This is a genomic window from Acinetobacter sp. TWP2-2-3, assembly GCF_049896445.1.
Taxonomy (GTDB): Bacteria; Pseudomonadota; Gammaproteobacteria; order Pseudomonadales; family Moraxellaceae; genus Acinetobacter.
Window position 1 is genome coordinate 1 of the sequence record NZ_JAFCUI010000018.1, and the last position, 19139, is coordinate 19139.

Consider the following 19139-nt stretch of genomic DNA (forward strand, 5'->3'; position numbering starts at 1 on the left):
ACGTTGATCGACTGCACGATACAGATAAGACCATCGTCCATTCACTTTTACATAGGTTTCATCAATATGCCACGAGCTCAGATCTGTAGGATTACGCCAATACCAGCGTAAACGTTTTTATATTTCAGGAGCATAACGTTGAACCCAACGGTAAATAGTCGTGTGATCAACATTCACACCCCGTTCGGCCAGCATTTCCTGCAGTTCACGATAGCTAATGCCATATTTACAATACCAGCGCACAGCCCAAAGAATGATTTCGCCCTGAAAATGCCGACCATGGAAAGGATTCATATGCTGCACCTTTAGCTAAAACAGTCTTCAGCTTACCATTCGTGGTTATTTGCAACAGTGCCGTTTAAAGTGCGTGTGATAAATAGAAGTGTAATACAGGAAAATGGTAAGGTTTATCAGCCTAGTCATCTGTCCATTATGTAGAAAGAGCAGCACTTTAATGTTTATGCTGTTCCAATGTATTACATTCCGTACTTTCTATTTGTAACGTAATTTCAGTAATACTATGATTATGTTTTAGAACGTCTAAGGCCTTTTGATAGAGCTGATCTGGATTGCTATTAGGAGCAACTAAATGAGCAGTTAAATGAATGTTTTTTGAAGATATAGCCCAGACTTTCAACTGATGAATCCCTTCAACACCCTCTAGCATCAATAAATCATTTCTTAACGACTCAATATCAATCTCATCAGGAACCCCTTCAAGCAAAATATGGATACTTTGTTTTAATAAAACCCAAGTTCGAGGTAAGACCCAGAAGCCAATTAACACAGCGATTAAGGTATCTACCCACATCCACTGGGTAAAATAAATAACTATTCCTCCGATAATCACGCCTATCGATCCTAGAGCATCACTAAGAACTTCTAAATATGCACCTTTTATATTTAGACTTCCTTCAGCACTAGCAGAAAGGATTTTCATTGAAATCAAATTTACGACCAAACCAATGACCGCGACAATCATCATTTCAACACTTTGAATTTCAGCAGGGTTCGTAAAACGTTGATAAGCTTCATATACAATATATATTGCTACCACAAAAAGCATCACCGCATTAAACAGAGCCGCTAAAATTTCAAATCGCTGATAGCCAAAAGTTCTTTTATCATCTGCGGCTTTTTTACCAATTTTGATAGCGGCAAGAGCAATAGCTAAAGCGGCTACATCAGTAAACATATGAGCTGCATCAGATAACAAAGCCAAACTTTGGGTAATAAAAGCAGCGACAACTTCTACTATTAAAAAAGTAGTCGTTAAACCTAAGGCAACCATTAACTTCTTACTATTTTCTTCAGTAACAACCGCATGGCTATGATCATGATGTTCTGACATAAAATATTTTCCTTATTCTATTTATGATGAGCAGAGATATTGGATAACAGCCAATATCTCTGCTGTAAATCGACTAATCTATTGGATTAAGAAACTTTCTTTTCATTCATCCAGCGGTACAGTACGGGCAATAAAACCAATGTAAGCAGGGTAGAGGAGATAATTCCTCCAATAACCACTGTTGCTAAAGGTCTCTGTACTTCTGCCCCAGTTCCGGTTGCCAAAGCCATCGGGACAAACCCAAGGGACGCCACACAAGCGGTCATCAGCACAGGTCTAAGACGCAAAATTGCACCCTGCCACGTTGCATAATAAAGGTCATATTGTTGTCGCAACTCTTTGATAAAGGTGAGCATGACTAAGCCATTCAGTACAGCCACCCCCGATAGTGCAATGAAGCCAACCCCTGCTGACATGGATAATGGAATGTCACGCAACCACAACGCGATTAAGCCTCCACATAAGGCAAACGGTACACCACTAAAGACCAGTAAGCTTTCTTTGATATTATGGAATACAGCCATCAATAAAATAAAGATCGTCAACAATGCGAGCGGAACCACCAATTGCATACGCGCTTTTGCAGACATCAGATTTTGAAATTGACCGCCATAATCTATCCAATAACCGCTTGGTAATTCCTGTTTGGATAACGTGCTCTGAAGCTCTGTTACGAATGAGCCTAAATCACGTCCTTCTACATTTGCAGTAATAACCACTCGACGTTTACCATTTTCACGGCTGACCTGATTAATACCCAGGATATTTTCAACGCGTGCCACATCTTGCAGTTGGACTAAACCACCATTTGGCAATTGAATAGGAAGTACCGCTAACTGTTCAGGACTACGCTGGGATTCATCTAGACGGATGACAAAATCAAAACGCTTGTCTCCCTGTAAAATTGTTCCAACATTCTGGCCACCGACACTTGTAGCTACCAGATCCTGAATTGCTCTTACCGACAAGCCATATTGTGCAGCTCTGGACTTATCCACCTCTACATTCAACAAGGGTAAGCCACTGGTCTGTTCTACATTAACGGCTGTCGCGCCTGAAATTGAGTTAATTTTTTGAGAAATTTTATTCGCTTCGCGATTTAGAATCTCCATGTCATCACCAAATAATTTGACACCCACATCACTTCGCACCCCTGAAATTAACTCGTTAAAGCGCAGTTCAATGGGTTGCGAGAACTCACTGTTATTTCCCGGCAATGTCGCTAAGAAAGTAATCATTCTTTGGCGAAGCTCATCAATCGTTTGTTTTGGATCAGGCCATTCATCATGAGGTTTTAACAGTACCACGCCATCTGAAATGTTGGGTGGCATAACATCTGTGGCCACTTCTGCTGTACCGGTACGAGCAAAGATCGCTTTAATTTCAGGAAATTCTTTCAACAGTAACTTTTCAGTATTTTCCTGCATTCTCAGTGACTGTTCTAACCCTGTACTTGGGGAACGCATTTGCTGAACAGCAAAATCACCTTCACCCAGTTGAGGTGCAAACTCGCTACCTGTTTGAGTGGCTAGCACGCCCGTAAGCACTAAAATACAGGCAGCCACAATAGTCACAAATAAACGAAGCTCATAGGCTTTATCTAAAAGCAGTTCATATTTGGTTTTAAGCCAATGCATCCAGCGACTTTCGGTTTCCTTGACTTCTCCAGTGACAAATAGGGCAACTGCGGCTGGCACAAAAGTGACAGATAAAATCATGGCCCCAATTAAAGCCAGTACAACAGTCATTGCCATAGGATGGAAAAGTTTGGCTTCTACACCCGTCAGGGTAAAGATAGGTAGATAAACCACCAAAATAATTAACTGTCCAAAAATCAGAGGACGACGCGCCTGTTTTGCAGCCAAGAAGACTTCTTTAAATCTTTCAGAACGGCTAAGTAAACCACCTTTCAGCTTCTGAGCTTCTGCTAGCCGACGGATACAGTTTTCTACAATAACCACTGCACCATCAATAATAATACCGAAGTCCAGTGCCCCTAAACTCATCAGATTTGCACTAATCTTCTGCTCTGCCATTCCCGTCAAGGTAAACAGCATTGACAGTGGAATAACGCAAGCCGTGATCAGCGCAGCACGGAAATTACCTAGAAAGAGAAATAAAATAACAATGACGAGGATTGCACCCTCAATCAAATTTTTCTGAACGGTTTTGATCGCCCGATCAACCAAATGCGTACGGTCATACACAGTCTCAATCACCACACCTTTAGGTAGCGATTGCTGGATCGATTGCACCTTTTCATCAATGGCTTGAGCAACGGTACGGCTATTTTCTCCCATCATCATCATGGCAATACCCAATACAGTTTCTTCACCATTATAGGTTGCAGCCCCTGTTCTTAAGTCATGACCAATTGAGACATTGGCGACATCTGCCACCCGAATCGGATAGCCGTTTTTATTGGCAATACTGATGTTCTGGATATCTTCAATCGTGTTTAAAGTGCCGGGAACACGAACCGTTAGCTGTTGTCCATTTTTCTCAATATAGCCAGCACCACGGTTTTCATTATTCTCTGTTAAGGCAGTTTGTAAATCAGACAAAGGAATTTGCAATTGTTGCAATCGGTTCAGATCAGGGGCAACCACATAGGTTTTATTAAAGCCACCGATACTGTTGATCTCAGCAACGCCTTTTACGCGCTGTAATTGCGGTCTTACAATCCAATCCTGAATTTCACGTAAATCCATCGCCGAATAAGGGGTTCCATCCGGCTTTTTAGCATTTGGTTCGGCTTTAATCACCCATTGATAGATTTCACCTAAACCTGTCGAAATAGGCGACATGTTAGGTTGCACATCTTCAGGCATTTCTCCCATTGCTTCTTGCAAGCGCTGGTTGATAAGCTGTCTGGCCCAGTAAATATCCGTGCCATCTTCAAAAATGATGGTCACTTGCGATAAGCCGTAGCGTGAAATCGAACGGGTTTGTTCCATTTTCGGCATGCCTGACATGGCATTCTCGATTGGATATGTAATCCGCTGTTCCATTTCTAAAGCCGTAAAACCATTGGCTGAAGTGTTAATCTGCACCTGAGTATTGGTAATATCTGGTACAGCATCAATCGGTAACTTTTGATAACTATAAATACCAATAGCAATCCAAGCCGCAATAAACAGCATGACCCAGATTGCGTTATGGATAGAAAACTGGATCAGTCGATCAAACAGTCCTTCAGGTTTTACCGATTCGTGGTCTGGAATTTGAGGAGTTTCAGTGCTCATGTGAAGCCTCTCCTTTTTCCAGCTCGGATTTCAGTAAAAAACTGCCTTGAGCGGCATATTTTTGTCCCTGACTAAGCCCACTCACCACTTCAATCCATTGGCTCTCCCCAGATGATTGCCCTAATTTCACAGGTTGCGGACTGAATTCAACTTTTTGTCCATGCTGAGTGGCGACAAAAACCACATCTTTTTCATCGACATTCTGAACTGCGGACTTAAGTACCCGTAATGCGGTACTTTCACTCCGTTGTTGCAACTGTACGTTCACCATCAAGTTTGGACGTAATTCGGTTGCATTCGATTCAACTTTTGCTCGCACCTGAAGACGACCTGTTTGAATATCCGCTTCAGTATTTAAAGTCTGAATAACAGCTTGATAAACCTTTTCTGTTTGCAAGGATTTAAATTCGATCTTTTGATTCGGGGCTAAGCCCATAATTTCAGAATTTGGAACAATAAATTCAAGCCAGAGTTGATCTAACCGGTCTATCGTAAAGAGTTGATCGGCTAACTGAACATTTTCCCCGAGAACCAAATCCTTTTTACTGATCACGCCAGAAATTGGGGCTTTTAAAATATAGCGCCCGTTACTAGCATTCACTGCACCAAATGCGCTTAAACGTGATTGGGCCGCTTGAACCTGAATTTGTGCCCGTTTATAACTGTTATAAGCCCGTTGATAGTCCTGTTTTGCTGAGATACCCTGTGACCACAATTGACGCTCACGCTCAAAGTCTTGTTTCGCCAGTTCCAGATTGGTTTGTTCAATTTTAAGATTGGCCTGCTGATCAACTAGATCAGGAACAAGCAATGTAGCCAAAGGCTGCCCTTTCTGAACTTTTTGGCCGAGTTCTACATAAACATTTTCTACATGACCGCTAAAACTCGGTGAGACATGCGCTTGCTGATCCGTATTCACATTGAGTTTGGCAGGATAAGAACTTAATTTAACCACCGGACCTTGATCGACCGCTGATAACTGTATGCCCTGTTCCACCAGTTGCTTGGCCGTCAGGCTCACGCCTTCTGCATGCTCTTCGGTTTCACCGCCATGTTCTTCACTTCCATGTTCCTCTGCGCCTTCTTCCTCTGCATGTTCATCTGATGTTTCAGATTTATTCTTACCCGACAAGATCAAGAAAATACTGAGGAGTACGGTTGCGCCGATGACCAAACCAATCAGTAGAGGTTGAGAGATTTTTCCGCTCTGTTTTTTTAAGCTGTTTTTAAGATCGAACATGTTAATTTCCCCCACCAATGACAGGCATGGCCTGTATGTCTTGCCATAAGTTTTGATTGATTTGTGCAATAGCATCTTTCGACATGACTTCACTTGGGCTAATGCCTAAGCTCAAACTTTCTGCTTCAATGGCCTTTTGCCAGCCATCCCGTAACAACTGGACTTTACGCAGACGGATGTCTTGTAATTGAAGCGTGGCTTGCTGAACATCGGTTAAAGCAAACTTGCCTGCCAAGAAACCTTGTAGCGTCTTACTTTGAACTTGAGTCGCCAAAGGAATTTGAGTCTCGTCAACGACTTTGAATTGCAGCTCTAAACCCTGCAACTCGGTTAAAATTGTGCCTATTTGCAGCGCATTTTGCTTCAGATAAAACTCTTTCTGACGCTCTAATAAGTTCATTTTTTCTTGCGCGATTTTTATGCCATTTTGCTGACGATCGAAAATATTAAGCGGTACACTGACTCCGACTACTAATTGATTTTGTGTGGAGTTTTCCAAGGATTGGGTGCGGTTGACACCTAGGTTTAAAGTGGGGTTAGGACGTGCCTTTGCCCTTAGTTGATCAACCGTTGCTTGAGACTCTAATACCAGTAAAGCTCGATATTTCTCAACGTAGTTTTCCGCTAAATATTCTTGAACCTGCCCATGAGTCGATTTTGGCCAGAGCTTTTGTGAAGAGAGGTTTACCTGCAATGACTTATCAGACGTACCCCATAAATTTGATAATTGTTGGGTGGCCACTTGTACCTGTAAGTCTGCCTGTCTAAAAAGACGGATATTTTCAGCATGGCTTAAACGTGCGCGATTTACATCTACTTGGGCAATACTGCCTGCATTAAAGCGCTTTTCGATTGCTTGAAGGTTTTCTTGGCTCACCCGAAGTTGTTCATTGACAATGTTTTTTTCAAGTTCAGCAATGGCCAGTTGTGACCATACATATTTCACTGCAAGCTCAATTTGTGCTTGATAAATCTTCTGTTTCAGCGCTGTTTTATCTGTAGAGAGACTGGCTAATTTTTGGTTTGCTCTTCGCTCACCAAAAATATCCAAGGGTTGTGATATGCCAATGGTAAGCTCTTTTTCATTATTTGAACCAAATCCCGTTTGTTCAACTGACAGTTCAGGATTTTTAAACAGCTTACTTTGCTGAAGATTCGTGGCATTAATGCTGTTTTGCGTTTCCCAGAAATTTTGGGACGCTTGATATTGGTTAACCTGCTCAATAGCTTGCTGCAGCGTTAAATCTTGAGTACTGGCGACTACGGAAGTACTGAAGCTGATCATTGCAGATAGCAAGATACCGCTACCTAAGGCTGACCAGGATAAATTCAGGATGGAGGTATCCTGATGTAATTTGTTTTTTGACATGAAAATGCCCCACGCATAATGAAATTAGGAGTGGTGGGCTTTTATAAGACTACCCCACCAATAGTAGGGGCAAATCGGGAGGCGGGGTTAATTGATCCAGATAAGGGGGTTTATAAAAAGTTATTCCCAAATAAGTTGGGGTAATGCCGGTCTCAAAATTAGCTTTAAGCTTCAGATCATCGGGTGGGTCAATCTGAATCACGATTGTATTTGAGAAATGACTGCACTTTTCGTTAAAACAAACCTTCTGACAATAGTCATAGATTTCTTTATAGTTTTCTAGGGAATAAAGTGCTTGACGAGGACTATCACTCTTTTCGTCTAAATCGATTGGATTAGAGAGTATTGAATTGGGTATGTTTGGCATTTCATGCAGACACGCAGCCTCTGCCACACTCCAAATATTCTGGAATGTGAATAAGAGTACCAATATCTGGATTAGAAATGTTTTTCTCTTCATACACAAATCTGTATTTAAAACACCAATAAGAAGCTGTCCAGATCTATCTAAGATCTGATCACAAAATTTAAGTCACCTTAATCTTTTTGCAGCCTTAAGTAAAGATATACAGAATTTTTGAAAAAAGCATAGGTCTAGATAATCAAGCTAGATTTTTTAGAACTCCACATTGGTCAATTGTACATAAGCCATCACAAGTACCTCTTAAATCAGATAATTGTTCAATAAGCTTTTGTTGCTTGATTATATTTTCTCTGATAGCACTGACATGTAAGTCAATTAATTCATTCACATCTGAACAATTTTTCTTGGGATTATCTTTATAGGTGAGTAATTGACGAATTTCATTCAAACTCATATTTAAAGTTCGGCAATTCAAAATAAACTTAATTCGCTCAACATAGCCTATATCGTAAAGGCGGTAATTTCCTTCCGTTCTTTCGGGTTCCGGAATTAAACCTTCCTTTTCATAAAACCTAATTGTTAATACTGAACATGAGGTTTTTTTAGAGAGTTCACCAATTTTTAAATGCATTGAGTTGGTATTTCCAAAAAATCTTGACTCTATAGTAACTATAGGGATTCTAATATTCAAAGTTTATAAATTTTTTTAATGGGTATAACTATGAGTGGCTGTGGATGTAGTAAAGAAACACCATGCGAAGATAAGAAATCTCAACAAGAAAATCATCCATCAATTGCAGAAGCAAGCAATTCAAAGAATTGTGATAATACGCCTAGCTGTTGTGGTGAAGAGGAAGAAGAAAAATCTTCATCTCCTTGCTGTAACACTTCAAACAGTTGTGAAGATACCGCTCAATCCTGTTGTGGTTCTGATCCCAAAGAAAATTTAAGCACTGAAAACGTTTTAAAAGATTCGCACTACATGAGTGAATACTTAGTTCCCAAAATGGATTGTTCTGCGGAAGAACAGATGGTTCGTATGGCGCTATCTTCAATTGATGGTGTTCAAAAACTCATCTTTGATTTACCTAACCGGTCTTTAAAGGTTCTACATAATCAAAAAGATGAAAATATAACTACCAAACTTGAAGCTTTGGGTTTTGGTGCAAAGCTTGTGAAGACTGAAACTTATATAAGCAATCAACAGGCTAAGCAAACAAGTACCTATACCATTCCTAAAATGGATTGCTCTGCTGAAGAGCAAATGGTCCGTATGGCTCTTGCAGATATTGAAGCAGTTAAAGGTCTTACTTTTGATCTTCCCAATCGAAAACTGAAAGTCTTCCATAATGAAGGGATTCAGCAAATTACGGCTAAACTCGAAGGACTGGGTTTTGGGGCGAAACTTGATGAAACACAGCTTTCTACAGGCGATATACCTAATGAACCTGATCCTGTGAGACAAGCTAAAGTACTTAAACTGTTATTAGGAATTAATGCTCTACTGTTCTTTATAGAATTCATCAGCGGAATTATTGCTGCGTCTACAGGATTGATTGCTGATTCTCTAGATATGTTTGCCGATGCAGCCGTTTATGGTATTGCGCTATATGCCGTCGGAAAAGCTGCGAAATATCAAGTGAAAGCAGCCCATTTCGCAGGTTGGATTCAGTTATTACTTGCTGTCATCGTGATTATTGATGTCATTAGACGATTCATGTTTGGAAGCGAGCCAGAATCAACGCTCATGATTGTTATTGGCCTGCTCGCACTTATAGCTAACGTGACATGCTTATATCTTATTTCTGGTCATCGAGAAGATGGCGCACATATGAAAGCCAGTTGGATTTTCTCGGCGAATGACGTTGTCGTAAATATGGGCGTTATATTTGCCGGTGTACTCGTGGCGTGGACGGGATCAGCTTATCCAGACTTAATCATTGGCATCCTGGTTTCTTTATTCGTGCTTAATGGTGCTCGAAAGATTTTGGCTTTGAAGTAAGAGTATCGAAAATGAATCTATTTCAAGTTAAACAAAATCAGATCGTCAAAATTAGAGATCTCAAAAAAGGTAATCAATACAGTCATACCACTGATCCCGTATTGGAACGGCTCCAACTATTAGGTTTTAGAGAGGGTGAAACTCTACAAGTACTCGCTAAAGGTGTTTTTGGCGGAGATCCTGTTTTAGTTCAGATTGAAACTTCAAGATTCGCATTAAGAAAGAATGAAGCTGAAAGAATTTTTGTAGAGTTAGTATCCAATGAAGATTAAGAATATTGCATTAGTCGGTAATCCAAATTGCGGAAAAACCTCTTTATTTAATACACTTACTGGTACGCGACAAAAAGTTGCCAACTATGCTGGGGTTACCGTAGAAAGAAAAGAAGGTTCTTTTAACTTACCTTCTGGTGATGCAATACGAGTATTGGACTTACCCGGAACTTACAGTTTAAAACCTAGTAGTTTAGATGAAGAAGTCACCAGGGCAGTTTGTTTGGGCGAGCTAAAAGGTGAAATTCTACCCGACATTTTTATATGCGTCGTAGATGCCACAAATTTAAGCTTACATTTGAGCTTGGTTCTCGAAGTTCGTGCTTTAAATCGCCCTATGATTCTTGTATTAAATATGATGGATGAGGTCAAAAAGCGTGGTATTTCCATTGATAAGGATAAACTGTCTCAACTGTTAGGTATCCCTGTAGTTGAAGCTGTCGCAGTTAAAACAAAAGGAATTCAAGATTTAATTAATCAATTAGATCAAAAAAATCTTTTTATTACTCCTTATCATTCTGAATTAAGTCATTTTGAACAGGTCAAACAAATCACCAAACAAGTTATTTTAAATAATGACAATGGTGATAAAAGAACCGCATTTCTAGATAAAATTTTTCTACATCCTGTATTAGGTTTAGTAATCTTAACTTTAACCATGTTTGTGATGTTCCAAGCGGTATTTATATGGGCAACACCTTTTATAGAATTCATTGAAAATTTTGTCGCATGGCTCAGTGATTTTATTGGACCACTAATCCAACATCCTCTATTAAAAAGCTTGGTTGTGGATGGGGTAATTGCTGGTGCAGGTAGCGTGCTTGCATATATGCCTCAGATTTTGATTTTATTCTTCTTCATTTTAATGCTTGAAGAGTCAGGCTATTTACCCCGGGCAGCATTTCTTTTAGATAAATTAATGTCTAAAGCCGGGCTTAGCGGCCGTTCATTTATTCCTCTGCTATCCAGTTTTGCTTGTGCCATTCCCGGAATTATGGCAACCAGAAGTATCAGCTCTGAACGGGACCGATTAGCAACAATTATGATTGCACCCTTGATGACCTGTTCAGCAAGATTGCCAGTATATGCTTTATTGATCGCGGCATTTATTCCCAACCAATTAATCTACGGCTGGTTAAGTCTGCAAGGATTAGTCCTTTTTGGTCTTTATATGTCGGGAATAGTCTCAGCGTTATTAGTTTCAGTCTTTCTGAAGTTGGTTCGAAAAGATAAAACTGAAAGTATTTTTATTTTTGAACTTCCCACATACCGAATTCCAGATATTAGAAATATTGCATTAGGCTTATATGATAGGGCAACTATTTTCTTAAAACGAGTTGGTGGCATTATCGTTGCGCTGTCTATCTTGTTATGGGTGCTAGTCACGTTCCCTCAACCACCAGATAATGCAACCATGCCGGCCATTAACTATAGTTTAGCTGGTCAGTTAGGGCATTTAATTCATCCTATATTTGCGCCTATTGGGTTTACATGGGAAATATGTATTGCACTCATTCCTGCTATGGCAGCAAGGGAAGTTGTAATTGCTGCTCTTGGGGTAATTTATGCGATGTCAGGTGATGAAGATACAGTAACTCAAAGTCTGTTAAGTCAAATTTCAGGCCCGGATGGATGGGGGTTAGCCACAGGTTTATCATTATTGGTATGGTTTATTTTTGCTCCCCATTGTCTTGCTACGTTAGCAACAATTAGACGAGAAACTGGCAGCTGGAAACAGCCCATCATTATGGCAACTTATTTGTTTGCATTAGCCTACATCTTTTCATTCATCACATATCAAGTTGCGAGTAATCTTTAATTAGCAAATGAATAAAATAAGGGAGCTAGCTCCCTTATTTTATTGAAATACTCACTATAAATGAAGCGCTTTTACAAGAAAAACTGTATAGATATCAATAATATTAAACAGCTTCCTAAGAAAACTTCTAATTTAATTATAAATTATGAAAGAGTTCCCTCTTTTTAGTGCAATTCATGAAATTAGGTTTAAATATCAAAAATTATGGCTTAATGAAGAGCATGATCTTGTAGACACTTTTAGTGAAATAATAATCAAAATATTGGAATGCTCCCAGTAGCCTAGACACAAAACCGATTCTAAAATTCTTATACTCGATATGGATAATTATTCTGAAAATTTTTTAGTATTAATTTCTTGTAGATAAGTGAAGATCTCATCTACTGTAGCTCTCGCTGTTCTAGAAACGCCAATTAATGTTGCAGATGCCATACCTGTCCAATCTCCATATCCAACTAACCACAAGTTAGGTAACTTAATAGACCTTCCATTTTGAACTTCTACAAAGTTATCTCGCTCTACTATATCTATACTTTTTAGATGATTTAATGAAGCCTTAAATCCAGTACACCAAATAATCACATCAATTTTCTCTTTTTTTCCATCTGGCCAAATAACTGCATCTGTAGCTAAAGATTGAAAAGGTGGACGGCTATGTAAGACTCCTCTATTCCTTGCCTCTTTGACACTATCGATCATCACAATATCACCTAGGCCACCTATTGGCTGGTCAACTTTTCTTCCTTCTTGTTGTACTTTTAAACGCTCAGTTGCTCTTAAAAACAGTACTCGACCATCGACATCATCAGGTAAAAATTGAGGCGGAGTTTTTGTGACCCAAATGGTTTCAGCAACTTGTGAAACCTCAGCGAGTATTTGCGCGCCCGAATTCCCCCCACCCACCACGATGACTTTCTTATCTTTAAATGAATCTGCATTCAGGTAATGGGCTGAATGTAACTGCGTGCCTTGAAAGTTTTCCTGTCCCGGATAATCAGGAATAAACGGCTGGCGCCATGTCCCTGTTGCACTGACCACCACCTTGGCTCGCCAAAACTTTTCTCCAGCATATACGTCTAAATACTTTCCCTTCGATTCCACACGATCGACATGTACTGGACGAACAATCGAAAATTGATATCTCTGTTCATAAGCCGATAAATACTGGATCACCTCATTTCGTGTTGGATAGGTCTGTTCAGTGATGGGCATCATCCAACCGGATAGAGAACTCCAGGTATTAGGAGAAAAAAGACGAAATGACTCCCAGGTATGCAGCCAGGCACCCCCCGCTTGATTTTGCTCATCCAATATAATGAATGGGATTTTCTTGCGCTTTAAAAAATAAGCGGTAGATAAAGCGGCCTGCCCACCACCGATAATGATCACATCAGTTTCAGTCTGTTTCTGGTTCAAAGCCTTCACCTTTTCCTTATTTATCTCTGACTTCTTTAATGTAAAAACCCAATCATGAAGACTGGGTTTTTACAATATTCATTGTACCTTTAACAGCACTTCATCGGTACAGCATAAAAGTGTTACTGACCTGGCAATGAGGCGCAGTATTTAATACCATCCAGCATTTATAAACTGCGCTGATTTACACGCTTGGACAACTCTTCAGCCGATTCCTTGCGTTCAGAATAACGATCTGTCAGGTATTTGCTTTGTCCACGAGTCAGTAGGGTGAACTTAAATAACTCTTCCATCACATCCACAATCCGGTCATAGAAAGCCGAAGGTTTCATTCGTCCATCTTCTTCAAACTCCAAAAAAGCTTTTGGAACTGAAGACTGATTTGGAATGGTGATCATCCGCATCCACCGCCCCAAAATACGCATCTGGTTCAGGCTGTTAAATGACTGTGATCCGCCACTGACTTGCATCAAGGCAAGAGTTTTACCTTGGGTAGCACGGATTGCCCCTCCTGCCAGTGGAATCCAGTCGATTTGAGATTTAAAGATTGAACTCATAGAACCATGGCGTTCAGGTGAACACCAGACCATGCCTTCTGACCATGCTAAAAGCTCATGCAGTTCTTTTACTTTTGGATGCTCAGTATCCGCATCTTCTGGTAAAGGAAGCCCTTTAGGATGAAAGATTTTTATTTCCGCCCCAAAATGCTCAAGGATTCGACCGGCTTCAAGAACTGCAAGGCGACTGTAAGAACGTTCTCGATTAGAGCCATACAGCAGCAAAATTCGCGGAGGATGAGCAAGTTCTTTGGCTTGAACTTTTTCAAAGGTGGGTTGCTCAAGAAGATTTAGATCTACATTTGGGAGATTCATAGAGTTAGGCCTCTTTAAAAACTTTCTTTCTCAGCCAGAGTGAAACACTCACCAAGGCAATCAACACAGGAACTTCGACCAGTGGGCCAATAATCGTGGTAAAAGCAACAGGCGAAGCGATACCAAAAGTTGCAATCGCTACTGCAAGTGATAATTCAAAATTATTCCCCGCTGCGGTAAATGCAATTGCTGTGGTCTTAGGATAGTCATTGCCCATCCATTTACTCATAAAGAAGCTGATGAAGAACATTAAAACGAAGTAAATGGTTAAAGGAATCGCGATGCGTAAAACTTCAAGCGGAAGACTCACGACATCACCGCCTTTTAGGCTAAACATGGCCAGAATGGTGAACAGCAAAGCCATTAAACTCAGCGGACTGATTTTCGGAATGAACTTGGTTTCATACCATTCCACGCCTTTCTGTTTCACCAAAATCCATCGCGTTAAGAAACCTAATAAGAACGGAATACCAAGATAAACCAGAACAGCATGGGTGATGGTCCAGAAATCGACATTAATGACCTGCGAAGCGACACCAAAATAGGGTGGAAGGAAGGTCAGGAATAACCAGGCATAGGTACTGAAAAATAGAATCTGGAAGATGCTGTTAAAGGCAACTAATGCTGCAACATATTGATTATCACCACAGGCCAAGCCATTCCACACCAGAACCATGGCAATACATCGAGCAAGACCAATCAGGATGACACCGGTCATATATTCTGGATAACTATGTAAAAATATGATTGCCAGGGCAAACATGAGTACTGGCGCGATCAGCCAGTTTTGTACTAAGGACAAAGTAAGGGTTTTCTTATCCTTAAACACTTGTGGCAAAGTCGCATAGTTCACTTTTGCCAGTGGTGGATACATCATTAGAATAAGACCAATCGCGATTGGAATATTCACTGAATCAATGCTTAATTTATCGAGTGCGACAGAAGCCTGAGGAAAGAAGTTTCCGATGGCAATGCCTAAGGCCATGGCAATAAAAATCCATAGCGTCAGGTTGCGATCTAAAAAAGATAAGCGTTTTTCAGACATTTCACTTACTCAACGTTCGAAATTTGATTAATTGCTGCAATCAATTCTGAGCGAGATAGTTTATCTACATTAAGTTTAAATAAAGCATCTAAGCGACGATTGATATGTTCAACAGTGCTCATAAAGGCTTTCATTTTTTCTTCTTTATTCACGTCTAAGTGTGAAGGATCAGCCAAGCCCCAATGTGCCTTGATTGCTCCACCCAAATAAAGTGGACATGCTTCTTGAGCAGCAGAATCACATACTGTGATCACAACATCAGGTTGATATTGTTCACAATCATTAATCGTTTTACTCCATAAACCTTCGGTAGATAATCCTAAGTTTTCAAGGGTTTCTAAAGTTAGCGGGTGAACTTGACCTGAAGGCTTACTCCCAGCGCTATAGGCTTTCCAACCTTCTGGTGCTCGGCTATTAAACAAAACTTCAGACAAAATGCTACGGCAGCTATTTCCAGTACATAAAAATAAAAATTTCATTGAATTACTCACAATAACTATTTACAGAAAGGGGGTGTTGATCATCCAGCTTTGATTGAGATTGAACCGTCTTCAAAATATCTAAAATTTCATAACACCAGTTGGCCAATTTTGGATTGATACTGTAGTAAACCCATTGGCCTTGTCTGCGATCTTGAAGTAGCCCTGAAGCACGTAAAAGGGCTAAATGTCTTGAAATTTTCGGTTGACTGAGTTGTAGTTTTTCAGTCAAATCACATACACATAGTTCTTTATTTTCAACAATTAATGTCACTATATTGAGACGTGTTTCATCTGATAAGCATTTAAAAAAATTAACTTGATCCATATAAATCTCCTTCACATTCTTTCCATTCAAGAGATGAGAAAGTACTATTTAATTCTTTGGCCATTTTCATCAATAATTTTTTCACCATCTTCTTTGCTAAATGCGCCTTTCTGAGGAAACGGGAGAATATCCAAAACAACTTCAGAAGGACGACACAAACGTGTACCTAAATCCGTAACAACGAATGGGCGGTTAATCAAAATAGGATGTTGAAGCATAAAATTTAAAAGCTGTTCATCAGACCAATCTTCCCGAACAATTTCTAAATCAGAATATGGAGGTACATTTTTACGAATTGCTTCTCTAACACTTAAACCAGCACTACGAATAAGTTCAATTAATTCTGCTTTCGAAGGTGGGGTAATTAGATATTCAATAACGATTGGTTCAATTCCTGCATTTTGAATTAAAGCTAAGGTATTCCTTGATGTACCACACTCAGGATTGTGATAAATCTTTATGGTCGAGAACATTTTGACTAACACTGCTATTAGAAACTCAGATATACTTATATACGTATTTCCACATATATGTAAATACGTATATTGATTTTATTTAAATTACTTAATGTCAATAAATGTATATATATTCTTGCAAATTCTTATGAGTGAGAAAAAACTCGTTATTTAAATATGTAAATTTAGAGTATACCCTAAAGTTACAATCTGAAAGTTCATGAAATTATGTATCATTTAAATGATTTTTAATCATAAGTAACATGTAACTTTAGTGTTAAAGATTTATAATTTACGAAATTGTTCATTTTTATCCAATTGGGGCGTGAAAAAGTGAAAGGCCAAAAAGTAGGGTATGTCCGGGTAAGTTCTGTCGAGCAAAACACTGGACGTCAACTTGAAGGAATTGAGGTTGATCGGATTTTTGTTGACCGTGCTTCAGGTAAAAATACTGACCGACCTAAATTTCAGGAAATGTTGAACTATGTCCGGGAAGGGGACAGGGTGATTGTACATTCAATGGATCGTTTTGCGCGAAGCCTAAAAGATTTGGTCACTGAAGTAGATAAACTGGTCAAACGAGGAATCGCCATCCAGTTTGTAAAAGAAAATATTACTTTTACAGCCGAATCCACCCCGATGGATAATTTGATGCTTCAAATGATGGGTGCTTTTGCACAGTTCGAACGTGAGATCATTTTAGAGCGGCAAAAGGAAGGAATAAAACTCGCCTCTGCTCAGGGGAAGTACAAAGGTCGGGTGCATAAACTAAAGCCTGACCAAGCTGAAGCTTTACGACAAGCATGGAAGGAGGGGAAGTATCCATCGAAAATGGCATTAGGGAAAGCTTTTGGGATTAGTCGTCAGGCGGTATACCGATATTTACAAGTTAGTGAATAGCTTATTGGGATTAGCAACTAAATTTAGTTTAACTTATAAAAATCATGAAACACTGTTCAAATTTTAAGCGTGGAACATGAATAATCAATAAAAAGCCGCTCTGGTGTCCTATATTCCAGAACGGCTTGCTTTAATATAATGATATTTAAAGAGAAATATCAAGCATTACATATAAGGTGTATTATGTTAATTTTAGAAAAAATTGATAATTAATGAGTAAAATATGCATAAATTTTGGAAAATTTTTATCGGATTAAATCTATTTGGATTCATAATTTCAATATCAAATTTCTTTTTCATGCTATTTTACCCAATTATATTTTGTATAAATTCAGCATCAAGTTTGCTCATTTATATAATCTTTAGGTTTATAAAAAAACATAAAGTTAATAATTTTTTGAATATCCTTTTTTCTACAATTTTAGTAATTTTTTTAAATATTTTAATAAGCTACACTTTTTTTAGTTTAGATAAAATGTCTCAGATAATGATATATGCATCAATCATATATCTATGTTTTCAGCTTTTAATGATAGTTCTGCTAGAAGCTGCTCTTTAACTCATTTATTTTCATTTAACATAATGGCTGTTATGCGAAGTCGACTTGTAATGCAATTTGCATTACAATATTCCTAGTACATTAAATACTTGGGAAATATGATGGCTACTGTTAACTTCAGGATCGATGAAGCCCTTAAAGAAAAATCTTATTCAATCCTTAAAGAGCAAGGTATTGCACCTACGGATTTCTTCACTAGTATTCTTGAGTATGTTGCTACGACTGGGAAACTGCCTGTCAAAAAAGCTTTGCTTTCAGAAGAAGATGAAGAATTATTAGCTCTTGTTCGTAAGCGCATTAATGATCCTAAAGAGATGTTTGAGGAAGTCACATTAGATGACTTATAAGCTTTTACGTCACAAGGAATTTACAGCAGAATGGGAAAAACTCCCTGTTGCTATACGAGATCAATTTAAAAAGAAACTAGCCAAAGTCATAGAGCAGCCACATATTCCAAAGAATATGCTTAGAGGCGATCTTGCAGGTTGCTATAAAATCAAATTATTAAAAGCTGGTGTCCGACTTGTCTATCAAGTTAAAGATGATCAGGTAGTTATCCTGCTCATTACCGTCGGAAAACGAGCTGATAGCATAGTTTATGACGAAGCGAAAAAGCGAATTAAAGACTAAAAATGGGAGCTTATAGCTCCCATTTTTGGCTTCGTATAAGAGATTTTATGTTAAATGGATACAGCTTTTGAAAATTTTAACTTTGAATCAGAGATTTCATTTTTAATATGATAAAACCAAAGAATAAAGAAAATTTTAATTTAGGTATGTCATAAGTGAATTTTTCAGGTGATGCAGAGGTTTTTTTATCTTGTCTTGGAACTAAAGAGTCAAGTTCAGATATTTTGAAAGCAGTTATTCTTGTTGCAAGTGAGTTTGACTCATTAGAGACTAATTTTGGTGGAGAAAAGCTATCCTATTGGCAATTTTTTAAGAGAGGTATTACGTTCAGGTTTAATGAACATCAGATACTAGATACCATTTTCATCTACGTCAAAGAGAATGAAGAATATTACCCATACCCGTTTTTAGAAAATCTGATCACAGGTATTAATCAAAAAAGTACGATGCAATCTGTAGCTTATTTATTTGGAATCCCCGAAAGAGAAAGTAACAGTTGGCTTAAATACAAAATATTTGATAAATATTTACATTTTGAGTTTGATAATTCATTAGAATTGAAACAAATTACAATGGGACAATATTGATACCATATTATTAATTTTTATGTGTTTTTTAAATTTAAACCCTAGATATGAGTCTAGGATTTTTCAATTTCGTATAACAGCCATTATGTGTGTGATTCATAGAGATCGTTTCAATTTAGCGATCTCTAAATCCATCTTGTAATTGGCGTGTTGAATCCGTTCATTGGATGGGTTGTATTGCTTCTGGACCTCATCAGAGAAAGGGG

Annotated in this window: 19 protein-coding genes and 2 pseudogenes; 7 read left to right on the top strand and 14 right to left on the bottom strand. The window is 38.7% G+C overall.

Annotated features, from left to right (window positions below):
• From ACP7AK_RS14695 to cadR, 7 genes and pseudogenes are all read right to left on the bottom strand, one after another.
• Positions 1 to 294, bottom strand: a pseudogene (locus ACP7AK_RS14695) (IS6-like element IS1006 family transposase); the annotation flags it as partial.
• Between the two features lie 157 nt (positions 295 to 451).
• A complete protein-coding gene (locus tag ACP7AK_RS14700) occupies positions 452 to 1351 on the bottom strand; it encodes a cation diffusion facilitator family transporter (protein ID WP_425880169.1) in 900 nt (299 codons plus the stop codon).
• A gap of 86 nt (positions 1352 to 1437) precedes the next feature.
• Positions 1438 to 4596: an efflux RND transporter permease subunit gene (locus ACP7AK_RS14705; protein ID WP_004733184.1), complete on the bottom strand. Its 3159-nt coding sequence runs from the start codon at positions 4594 to 4596 to the stop codon at positions 1438 to 1440.
• Entirely contained in the window at positions 4586 to 5836 is a 1251-nt protein-coding gene (locus tag ACP7AK_RS14710; RefSeq protein WP_425880170.1) for an efflux RND transporter periplasmic adaptor subunit, read from the bottom strand. The genes ACP7AK_RS14705 and ACP7AK_RS14710 overlap by 11 nt, the downstream gene beginning before the upstream one ends.
• A gap of 1 nt (position 5837) precedes the next feature.
• The gene (locus ACP7AK_RS14715) at positions 5838 to 7205 is read right to left on the bottom strand and encodes a TolC family protein (RefSeq protein WP_425880171.1); all 1368 of its coding nucleotides are present in this window, start codon (positions 7203 to 7205) and stop codon (positions 5838 to 5840) included.
• Between the two features lie 49 nt (positions 7206 to 7254).
• On the bottom strand, positions 7255 to 7665 hold the full coding sequence (locus tag ACP7AK_RS14720) for a hypothetical protein (RefSeq protein ID WP_004733191.1): 411 nt from the start codon (positions 7663 to 7665) through the stop codon (positions 7255 to 7257).
• Between the two features lie 142 nt (positions 7666 to 7807).
• Complete coding sequence (gene cadR, locus ACP7AK_RS14725; protein WP_004281856.1) at positions 7808 to 8200, bottom strand: Cd(II)/Pb(II)-responsive transcriptional regulator; 393 nt, start codon at positions 8198 to 8200, stop codon at positions 7808 to 7810.
• A gap of 90 nt (positions 8201 to 8290) precedes the next feature.
• Between cadR and ACP7AK_RS14730 the strand changes: the two genes are divergently transcribed.
• Genes ACP7AK_RS14730 through feoB form a run of 3 tightly spaced genes read left to right on the top strand, consistent with a single transcriptional unit; the run spans position 8291 to position 11662 of the window.
• Positions 8291 to 9571 (top strand): cation transporter, encoded by a 1281-nt coding sequence (locus ACP7AK_RS14730; RefSeq protein ID WP_005407391.1) that lies wholly within the window; start codon positions 8291 to 8293, stop codon positions 9569 to 9571.
• A gap of 11 nt (positions 9572 to 9582) precedes the next feature.
• Positions 9583 to 9843, top strand: coding sequence for a FeoA family protein (locus tag ACP7AK_RS14735; RefSeq protein WP_004665962.1), 261 nt, complete (start codon positions 9583 to 9585; stop codon positions 9841 to 9843).
• Positions 9833 to 11662 carry a ferrous iron transporter B gene (gene feoB / locus ACP7AK_RS14740; RefSeq protein WP_425880172.1) on the top strand — a complete coding sequence of 610 codons (1830 nt, stop codon included), beginning with the start codon at positions 9833 to 9835 and terminating at the stop codon, positions 11660 to 11662. Before ACP7AK_RS14735 ends, feoB begins: the two co-directional genes overlap by 11 nt.
• A gap of 327 nt (positions 11663 to 11989) precedes the next feature.
• Here the strand turns inward: feoB and ACP7AK_RS14745 are convergent, their stop codons facing one another.
• The 6 genes from ACP7AK_RS14745 to arsC form a co-directional block, all read right to left on the bottom strand.
• A complete protein-coding gene (locus ACP7AK_RS14745; protein WP_312323504.1) occupies positions 11990 to 13078 on the bottom strand; it encodes an ArsO family NAD(P)H-dependent flavin-containing monooxygenase in 1089 nt (362 codons plus the stop codon).
• A 167-nt stretch (positions 13079 to 13245) separates the two neighbouring features.
• The gene (gene arsH / locus ACP7AK_RS14750) at positions 13246 to 13950 is read right to left on the bottom strand and encodes an arsenical resistance protein ArsH (protein ID WP_004644739.1); all 705 of its coding nucleotides are present in this window, start codon (positions 13948 to 13950) and stop codon (positions 13246 to 13248) included.
• A gap of 4 nt (positions 13951 to 13954) precedes the next feature.
• Complete coding sequence (arsB, locus tag ACP7AK_RS14755; RefSeq protein ID WP_004644740.1) at positions 13955 to 14995, bottom strand: ACR3 family arsenite efflux transporter; 1041 nt, start codon at positions 14993 to 14995, stop codon at positions 13955 to 13957.
• Positions 14996 to 15000: 5 nt separating this feature from the next.
• The gene (locus ACP7AK_RS14760) at positions 15001 to 15474 is read right to left on the bottom strand and encodes an arsenate reductase ArsC (protein WP_004781073.1); all 474 of its coding nucleotides are present in this window, start codon (positions 15472 to 15474) and stop codon (positions 15001 to 15003) included.
• A gap of 4 nt (positions 15475 to 15478) precedes the next feature.
• Positions 15479 to 15802 carry a metalloregulator ArsR/SmtB family transcription factor gene (locus ACP7AK_RS14765; RefSeq protein ID WP_004644742.1) on the bottom strand — a complete coding sequence of 108 codons (324 nt, stop codon included), beginning with the start codon at positions 15800 to 15802 and terminating at the stop codon, positions 15479 to 15481.
• 44 nt (positions 15803 to 15846) lie between these two features.
• Complete coding sequence (gene arsC, locus ACP7AK_RS14770) at positions 15847 to 16275, bottom strand: arsenate reductase (glutaredoxin) (protein WP_004733243.1); 429 nt, start codon at positions 16273 to 16275, stop codon at positions 15847 to 15849.
• Positions 16276 to 16590: 315 nt separating this feature from the next.
• Between arsC and ACP7AK_RS14775 the strand changes: the two genes are divergently transcribed.
• From ACP7AK_RS14775 to ACP7AK_RS14790, 4 genes are all read left to right on the top strand, one after another.
• Positions 16591 to 17157, top strand: coding sequence for a recombinase family protein (locus tag ACP7AK_RS14775; protein ID WP_000678311.1), 567 nt, complete (start codon positions 16591 to 16593; stop codon positions 17155 to 17157).
• A 660-nt stretch (positions 17158 to 17817) separates the two neighbouring features.
• On the top strand, positions 17818 to 18063 hold the full coding sequence (locus ACP7AK_RS14780) for a type II toxin-antitoxin system RelB/DinJ family antitoxin (protein WP_000246755.1): 246 nt from the start codon (positions 17818 to 17820) through the stop codon (positions 18061 to 18063).
• A complete protein-coding gene (locus ACP7AK_RS14785; protein ID WP_254989682.1) occupies positions 18053 to 18346 on the top strand; it encodes a type II toxin-antitoxin system RelE family toxin in 294 nt (97 codons plus the stop codon). Before ACP7AK_RS14780 ends, ACP7AK_RS14785 begins: the two co-directional genes overlap by 11 nt.
• Positions 18347 to 18501: 155 nt before the next feature.
• On the top strand, positions 18502 to 18933 hold the full coding sequence (locus ACP7AK_RS14790) for a hypothetical protein (RefSeq protein ID WP_425880173.1): 432 nt from the start codon (positions 18502 to 18504) through the stop codon (positions 18931 to 18933).
• A 96-nt stretch (positions 18934 to 19029) separates the two neighbouring features.
• On the opposite strand, the pseudogene ACP7AK_RS14795 reads toward ACP7AK_RS14790, so the two are convergent.
• Positions 19030 to 19139 (bottom strand): annotated as a pseudogene (locus ACP7AK_RS14795) (IS481 family transposase); the annotation flags it as partial.

Bases quoted from the DNA above. Each gene is read 5' to 3' on its own strand.
- arsC (WP_004733243.1), bottom strand. From the start codon at position 16,275: ATGTTCTCGACCATAAAGATTTATCACAATCCTGAGTGTGGTACATCA.
- ACP7AK_RS14785 (WP_254989682.1), top strand. From the start codon at position 18,053: ATGACTTATAAGCTTTTACGTCACAAGGAATTTACAGCAGAATGGGAA.
- ACP7AK_RS14705 (WP_004733184.1), bottom strand. From the start codon at position 4,596: ATGAGCACTGAAACTCCTCAAATTCCAGACCACGAATCGGTAAAACCT.
- ACP7AK_RS14780 (WP_000246755.1), top strand. From the start codon at position 17,818: ATGGCTACTGTTAACTTCAGGATCGATGAAGCCCTTAAAGAAAAATCT.
- ACP7AK_RS14735 (WP_004665962.1), top strand. From the start codon at position 9,583: ATGAATCTATTTCAAGTTAAACAAAATCAGATCGTCAAAATTAGAGAT.
- ACP7AK_RS14730 (WP_005407391.1), top strand. From the start codon at position 8,291: ATGAGTGGCTGTGGATGTAGTAAAGAAACACCATGCGAAGATAAGAAA.
- ACP7AK_RS14700 (WP_425880169.1), bottom strand. From the start codon at position 1,351: ATGTCAGAACATCATGATCATAGCCATGCGGTTGTTACTGAAGAAAAT.
- arsH (WP_004644739.1), bottom strand. From the start codon at position 13,950: ATGAATCTCCCAAATGTAGATCTAAATCTTCTTGAGCAACCCACCTTT.
- arsB (WP_004644740.1), bottom strand. From the start codon at position 14,995: ATGTCTGAAAAACGCTTATCTTTTTTAGATCGCAACCTGACGCTATGG.
- ACP7AK_RS14760 (WP_004781073.1), bottom strand. From the start codon at position 15,474: ATGAAATTTTTATTTTTATGTACTGGAAATAGCTGCCGTAGCATTTTG.
- ACP7AK_RS14765 (WP_004644742.1), bottom strand. From the start codon at position 15,802: ATGGATCAAGTTAATTTTTTTAAATGCTTATCAGATGAAACACGTCTC.
- feoB (WP_425880172.1), top strand. From the start codon at position 9,833: ATGAAGATTAAGAATATTGCATTAGTCGGTAATCCAAATTGCGGAAAA.
- ACP7AK_RS14710 (WP_425880170.1), bottom strand. From the start codon at position 5,836: ATGTTCGATCTTAAAAACAGCTTAAAAAAACAGAGCGGAAAAATCTCT.
- cadR (WP_004281856.1), bottom strand. From the start codon at position 8,200: ATGCATTTAAAAATTGGTGAACTCTCTAAAAAAACCTCATGTTCAGTA.
- ACP7AK_RS14715 (WP_425880171.1), bottom strand. From the start codon at position 7,205: ATGTCAAAAAACAAATTACATCAGGATACCTCCATCCTGAATTTATCC.
- ACP7AK_RS14720 (WP_004733191.1), bottom strand. From the start codon at position 7,665: ATGAAGAGAAAAACATTTCTAATCCAGATATTGGTACTCTTATTCACA.